At 42.6% G+C, this 6,000-nt stretch carries 6 protein-coding genes; 4 read left to right on the forward strand and 2 right to left on the reverse strand.

Translation table 11 applies throughout. The annotated features are described in order from the left end of the window. Positions 1 to 40 precede the first annotated feature (40 nt). The 4 genes from gpmM (at position 41) to ACHUGF_RS16880 (ending at position 4,791) form a co-directional block, all read left to right on the forward strand. A complete protein-coding gene (gpmM, locus tag ACHUGF_RS16865) occupies positions 41 to 1,585 on the forward strand; it encodes a 2,3-bisphosphoglycerate-independent phosphoglycerate mutase (RefSeq protein WP_394132953.1) in 1,545 nt (514 codons plus the stop codon). A gap of 10 nt (positions 1,586 to 1,595) precedes the next feature. Continuing rightward, positions 1,596 to 2,729 (forward strand): murein hydrolase activator EnvC family protein, encoded by a 1,134-nt coding sequence (locus ACHUGF_RS16870; protein ID WP_394132955.1) that lies wholly within the window; start codon positions 1,596 to 1,598, stop codon positions 2,727 to 2,729. A gap of 67 nt (positions 2,730 to 2,796) precedes the next feature. Next, positions 2,797 to 4,008, forward strand: a complete 1,212-nt coding sequence (locus tag ACHUGF_RS16875) for a S41 family peptidase (RefSeq protein WP_394132957.1) — start codon at positions 2,797 to 2,799, stop codon at positions 4,006 to 4,008. A 27-nt stretch (positions 4,009 to 4,035) separates the two neighbouring features. Next, a complete protein-coding gene (locus tag ACHUGF_RS16880) occupies positions 4,036 to 4,791 on the forward strand; it encodes a divergent polysaccharide deacetylase family protein (RefSeq protein WP_394132958.1) in 756 nt (251 codons plus the stop codon). Here ACHUGF_RS16880 and ACHUGF_RS16885 read toward each other — a convergent pair. Together ACHUGF_RS16885 and ACHUGF_RS16890 are read right to left on the reverse strand one after the other, a co-directional pair. Beyond that, positions 4,763 to 5,221: an Rrf2 family transcriptional regulator gene (locus ACHUGF_RS16885; protein ID WP_394132960.1), complete on the reverse strand. Its 459-nt coding sequence runs from the start codon at positions 5,219 to 5,221 to the stop codon at positions 4,763 to 4,765. The two genes, ACHUGF_RS16880 and ACHUGF_RS16885, sit on opposite strands and share 29 nt — an antisense overlap. A 24-nt stretch (positions 5,222 to 5,245) precedes the next feature. Further along, positions 5,246 to 5,497: a YkgJ family cysteine cluster protein gene (locus ACHUGF_RS16890; RefSeq protein WP_394132961.1), complete on the reverse strand. Its 252-nt coding sequence runs from the start codon at positions 5,495 to 5,497 to the stop codon at positions 5,246 to 5,248. Positions 5,498 to 6,000 lie beyond the last annotated feature (503 nt).

Here is a 6,000-nt window from a genome sequence, read left to right on the forward strand (position 1 = left end):
AATTTTCACACTTTAACTTTGTCAACTTAGAGGTATCACAATGACAACTGCAAAACGCCCTTTGGCGTTACTTATCCTCGATGGCTGGGGCTATCGTGAAAATCCTAAGGATAATGCGATTCATCATGCCAACACACCGGTATTAGATAAACTCAATGCAACTTATCCAAATAGCCTAATTTCTGGCTCAGGCATTGATGTCGGTTTACCTGATGGGCAAATGGGCAACTCAGAAGTTGGCCATATCAACATTGGTTCTGGCCGTGTGGTTTATCAAGAATTGACCCGCATTACCAAAGCGATTGCAGATAACGAATTTGACCTAAACCCTGCGTTTACTTCTGCTGTAGACAAAGCAATTGCAGCTGATGGCGCAGTGCACATCATGGGGCTATTGTCACCTGGTGGTGTTCACAGTCATGAACAGCACATTGAAGCCATGTGCCGTTTAGCTGCTAAACGCGGTGCTAAAAAAGTTTACTTACACGCCTTTTTAGATGGTCGTGATACACCACCGCGCAGTGCAGAGTCGAGCCTAGCTCACTTTGATAAGCTGTTTGCTGAATTAGGTTGTGGTCGCACTGCATCTATCATTGGTCGTTACTATGCAATGGACCGCGATAACCGTTGGGAGCGTGTTGTTAAAGCTTATGATCTGATTACTCAAGGTAAAGGCGATCACGTATATAGCAATGCAGTTGAAGCACTTAACCAAGCATATAGCCGTGATGAGAATGACGAGTTCGTTGCCGCCTCAACGATTACTGATGCAGCTGGCAACATTGCCACGCTGAATGACGATGATGCCCTTATTTTCATGAACTTCCGTGCTGACCGTGCCCGCCAAATCACCCGTAGCTTTGTCGATGCCGATTTCGATGGTTTTGAACGTGCTAAAACACCAAAAGTTAACTTTGTGATGCTGACGGAATACGCCGCCGATATTCAAGCTGCCATTGCTTATCCATCAGAAGACTTGGTCAACACACTAGGTGAAACACTTCAAAATAGCGGTAAGAAGCAATTACGCATCTCTGAAACAGAGAAGTATGCGCATGTAACGTTCTTCTTTAACGGCGGTAAAGAGCAGCCATTCGAAGGCGAAGATAGAATATTAATCGAGTCGCCTAAAGTGGCAACTTACGACTTGCAACCAGAAATGAGCTCAACAGAACTGACCGATAAATTGGTAGGTGCCATTGAGTCAAACAAGTATGATGTGATCATTTGTAACTATCCAAATGGTGACATGGTCGGTCACACTGGTAGCTTTGATGCTGCAGTTAAAGCCTGTGAAGCGGTTGATGCTTGTATTGGTCGCGTTGTATCAGCGTTAGACAAAGTTGGCGGTGAATGCATTATTACAGCCGATCACGGTAATGCTGAGCAAATGACTGACGAACAAACTGGGCAAGCACACACTGCCCACACCAGTGAATTAGTACCGTTTATTTATGTCGGCCGTGAAGCTGAAATAAAACCTAATGGACGACTAAGCGATATTGCGCCAACTATGTTATCGTTGATGGGTCAAAGCACCCCTGAAGAAATGTCAGGTCGCTGCATTATCGATTTAAAAGGCTAAAAGTTCACTCGTGATAGTAAACTCTTTTGTTAAAGCCAGCATTGTCGCTGGCTTTATTATACTGGCTCAAAGCGTACAAGCCGCTGACTTAGACAAGCGTCAGTCAGAGTTAAAAGCTATTCAGTCTCAAATAAACCAGCAACAAAACTCACTCAAAAGCACCACAAAACAGCGTGAGCAATTAATGTCTTTACTCAAAAAAGACGAACAAGCCATTGCGAAATCTGCTCAACTAGTCAATCAAACACAAGATAAACTGGCTAAGTTAAATAAGGCGCTACAAGCACTCGGCCAGCAACAAGCCGAACTCGATACCCTTAAACGTACTCAACAAAAAACCTTATCAAAACAGTTATCCAGTGCTTACCTAGCAGGTAACCACGACTACAGTAAGATGATGCTCAATCAGCAAAATCCAGCCACAGTTGAGCGTATGCTCACTTATTATCAGTATCTTAATAATGCGCGTATGAAAGCCATTAGCCAGTTGAAGGAAACCAGCGAGCAGCTTGCACAGGTCGAGCAGCAGCAAGTTCAGCAACAACAGCAGCTTAATGCCACCATCATTGATCAACAGCAGCAGGCGGACAACCTGAGCAAAGAACAAGCGCAGCGACAGCTAACACTGACACAACTTCAGCGTACCTTGTCGACAAAAGGCGCTGAGCTGGAACAATTGCAAATTGAAGAAGCCAGTTTGAAGCACCTAGTTGAACAGGCACTTCAAGCAGTCAAGAACAGTCCTAGCATGAATGGACTGGCTAAGCAGAAAGGTAAATTACGCTGGCCGACAGATGGTCGAACAACCAAACGCTTTGGCAGTCAACGTTCTGGGCAAATTAAATGGAAAGGGACAATTTTATCTGCGCCTGAAGGCAAAGACATCAACGCCATTGCCGCAGGTAAGGTCATTTATTCAGACTGGCTCAGAGGGTTTGGCATGGTAATGGTAGTTGATCATGGCGAAGGCTATATGAGCCTATACGGCCATGCACAGACGTTATTTAAGAATGCAGGCGATACTGTTTCGACTGGTGAGACCATTGGATTAGTAGGAAGATCAGGTGGACAGACGGAACCTGGCCTATACTTTGAGATAAGGCACAAAGGGCAAGCCGTTAATCCAGCGAGATACTGCCGCTAGATTACAAGTCTTCACGTATTGATCATCGCATCTGCTTAGACTCCGCCCTATTCTCGCAGGGGGAGTTATGCAACATTCACTGAAGTATCTATTGTGTTTTTTGTCAGGGGTAGTACTCGCAACCTCGGTAAGCTTATCTGGCTCTGAACAAACCTATGACTCTACCAACGCCTTTCACAAAGAGTATGACTACTCACTGCTGTTAGATATTATTGATACAGTCGAAACGTATTATGTTGAAGATGTAGACCGAGAATCATTAATCCAAGCTGCAATCAATGGCGTTTTTGAACACCTAGACCCTTACTCTGACTTTCTTAATCAAGCCGAATTCGAGTCGCTCACAAGTACCAACAAAGGTGAGTATTATGGGTTTGGGTTTGAAGTTGCCACTGATAACGATCAAATCACCATTGTCACGCCATTTAAAAACTCCCCTGCCGATAAAGCAGGCCTAATGCCTGGAGATGTCATTACACACCTAGACAATACAGCCGTCGATGGAAGTAATCTGAGTGATATTCTTAAAGCAATCAAACAACACAGCATGCTAAAGCAAGGCATACACTTAACCATTGCGCCTAAAGCAAGCGAGCAATCGCAACAGATTACCTTAACACCAGACTATATTCATATCGAATCAATTGATGCCAAAATTATTGATGACGTGGGTTACATTTATATCGCAAACTTCCAAGAAGATGCAGCAAAAGCCATTCTTAAACAAGCTATAGCATGGCAAAACCGTAACTTGAAAGGGCTCATTTTAGATGTACGAAATAACCCTGGCGGCTTACTTGATCAGGCAATTGAAATTGCGGATCTTTTCTTAGATAAAGGACGAATTGTTTCTACGCAAGGCCGTTTTTTTGATGCTAATGAAGACTATTACGCATCTAACCATACTATATTTACCCAACTCCCTATGGTGGTTCTGATAAATCAAGGCAGCGCTTCGGCATCAGAAGTACTTGCAGCGGCGTTACAAGAAAATAATCGGGCGCACTTAGTTGGTGAAAGCAGTTTTGGTAAAGGTACCGTACAGAGCCTGATTCCAATGGTTGGGCAAGGTAACGCAATTAAACTCACCATAGCCAAATACAACACCCCAAAAGGAAATGATATTCACGAGATAGGCATCCAACCAGATACAAAAATCACACTTCCTACTGTCGCTGAACAAGATAATGTGCATATAATCAATAACACTAATATGCAATCAACATCCATTGATGCACAAATTGATTCGGCTATCGCATGGATTAGCAAACATGGATGACATTAACTAAGAAAACCAATAATAACTGTGCGCTCATTACTCTTAATTATAATCAGTCTAATCACTGCATTTAATGCCCATGGGGCAAACATTGCAATTATTATCGACGACATAGGCTACCGCCAATCAGATAAGGCAGTGTTAACACTGCCTCAAGATGTCACTTTGTCTGTCCTGCCACATACACCACTCGGTCAACGTTTAGCCAAAAAAGGCCATCAAGGTGGATTTGAAATCATGTTGCATATGCCAATGCAAACGCTTGACGGGCGAGATCTGGGCCCAGGTGGCATGACCAACCAAATGAGCGAGCAGCAAATTAAACAGGTAATAAATAGTGCAGTGGAACATATTCCTTATGCAAAAGGACTGAACAACCACATGGGCAGTTTGCTCACCCAACTCAGAGAACCAATGAGCTGGGTAATGGAAAGCATTAAAGAAAAGGACATGTATTTTGTAGATAGCGTGACCACACGTTATAGTAAAGCCGGTGAACAAGCGCTATTAGCAGGCGTGCCGATATTACAAAGACACATATTTTTGGATAACCAAAAAGACATCATTGCGCTTCAAGCACAATTTGATAAGGCTATTGAACAAGCTAAGGAAGATGGCATGGTGATATTGATTGGGCATCCATACCCTGAAACAGTGATGTTTTTAAATAACAACATTGACCAACTTGCGAGTAACGGCGTGAAGTTAGTGCCTACCTCACAGCTGCTACCCATACAAACCTTGAATGCTGTGGCTACGACTCAACAAACGTCAGTGGAATAAATTGCTCAGGTAGAGTCGCTAACAATTCAGCTTTATTCACGACAATATCCGCTAAAGTATATTCATCTAGCACAGCTAAATAGGCTGCAACTGCTCGCCCTAGCACACCTTTGAACTTACAAGCAGTAGTGAAGCGGCAACGAGGTTCATCACAATCTATAGGCGCAAGTGAGTTCTCCAGCTGCCTGATCAATTGACCTAAATTAATATCCTCAGGCTCAACAGCCAATTTAAAGCCACCACTTTTACCACGAATAGTGTCGATGTAGCCTAGTTTGCCTAAATGATGAATTATTTTTGCAACGTGATTTGACGATAGCTCAAAAACCTCTGTAACCTCAGCTATGCGAAATAAATTTTCACGCGGGTGCTGCACAGCAACGTACATCAAAATACGTATACCAAAGTCTGTATATCGAGTTAATTTCATCTCAAGCCACCTATCACTAAGATTTTAACCTGTATGCTGCTCTAAATCCGTTATCAGCCATAATGCTTGCTCATTATTCATACCGCACACATCTATAGTCGGCATAAAGTCTCCGCACACTTTTGGCCTATCCGATTTACCGAACAAGTTACATAAATTGTCATCATTGAGTTGAATGCATCGCTCACCAGCAAGCTTGCCATTTGGCATACCTGGGATAGCACTGGTAATTGAAGGTGCAATGCAACACGCACCACAACATAAACGACAATCCATAAACTTCATGCTCCAGATACATTCTTAACCAAAAAAACAACAGGCCATATAGTGTACTAAGTCTGAGTATATAAGAAAGACATAAAACACATATTTGTTATATATGTTTGAGAGTTTTACACTAAATACAAGCTTTACTACAGATTCTTTACATAATTTTTCAAAAGTGCAAAAAATACAGGTTAAATTAATAGCTCCAACACACTATAAAGCATGGATTATTATCCACATATTGAGCCATCAAAAACACTTAACAAAGGTCATTAACCAAAAAAAAGCAGAAAGCGAACAACTAGACCGAGTAGTCTATTTAACTTCATGTAAGAATAAATGCATGTAAGGTGTTTATCTTATTCCCAACAAATCACACATACAAAAAAGCCTCGTCATTGCTGACGAGGCTTCGATGTAAGTGGCGGAGCGGACTTGCTCTTATCAAGAGATGAACCCGCGACCCTTCGGCGTGCCAGGCCGGATTCTAATCAAAAGAGTCCAATCTCCCA

Origin of the sequence: Shewanella maritima (genome assembly GCF_043643735.1) — a bacterium.
In the GTDB taxonomy this organism is placed as follows: Bacteria; Pseudomonadota; Gammaproteobacteria; order Enterobacterales; family Shewanellaceae; genus Shewanella; species Shewanella maritima_A.

What these genes read in the sequence shown, in the direction of transcription:
- gpmM (WP_394132953.1), top strand. Translation starts at nt 41, where the DNA reads ATGACAACTGCAAAACGCCCTTTGGCGTTACTTATCCTCGATGGCTGG.
- ACHUGF_RS16885 (WP_394132960.1), bottom strand. Translation starts at nt 5,221, where the DNA reads ATGAAATTAACTCGATATACAGACTTTGGTATACGTATTTTGATGTAC.
- ACHUGF_RS16890 (WP_394132961.1), bottom strand. Translation starts at nt 5,497, where the DNA reads ATGGATTGTCGTTTATGTTGTGGTGCGTGTTGCATTGCACCTTCAATT.
- ACHUGF_RS16875 (WP_394132957.1), top strand. Translation starts at nt 2,797, where the DNA reads ATGCAACATTCACTGAAGTATCTATTGTGTTTTTTGTCAGGGGTAGTA.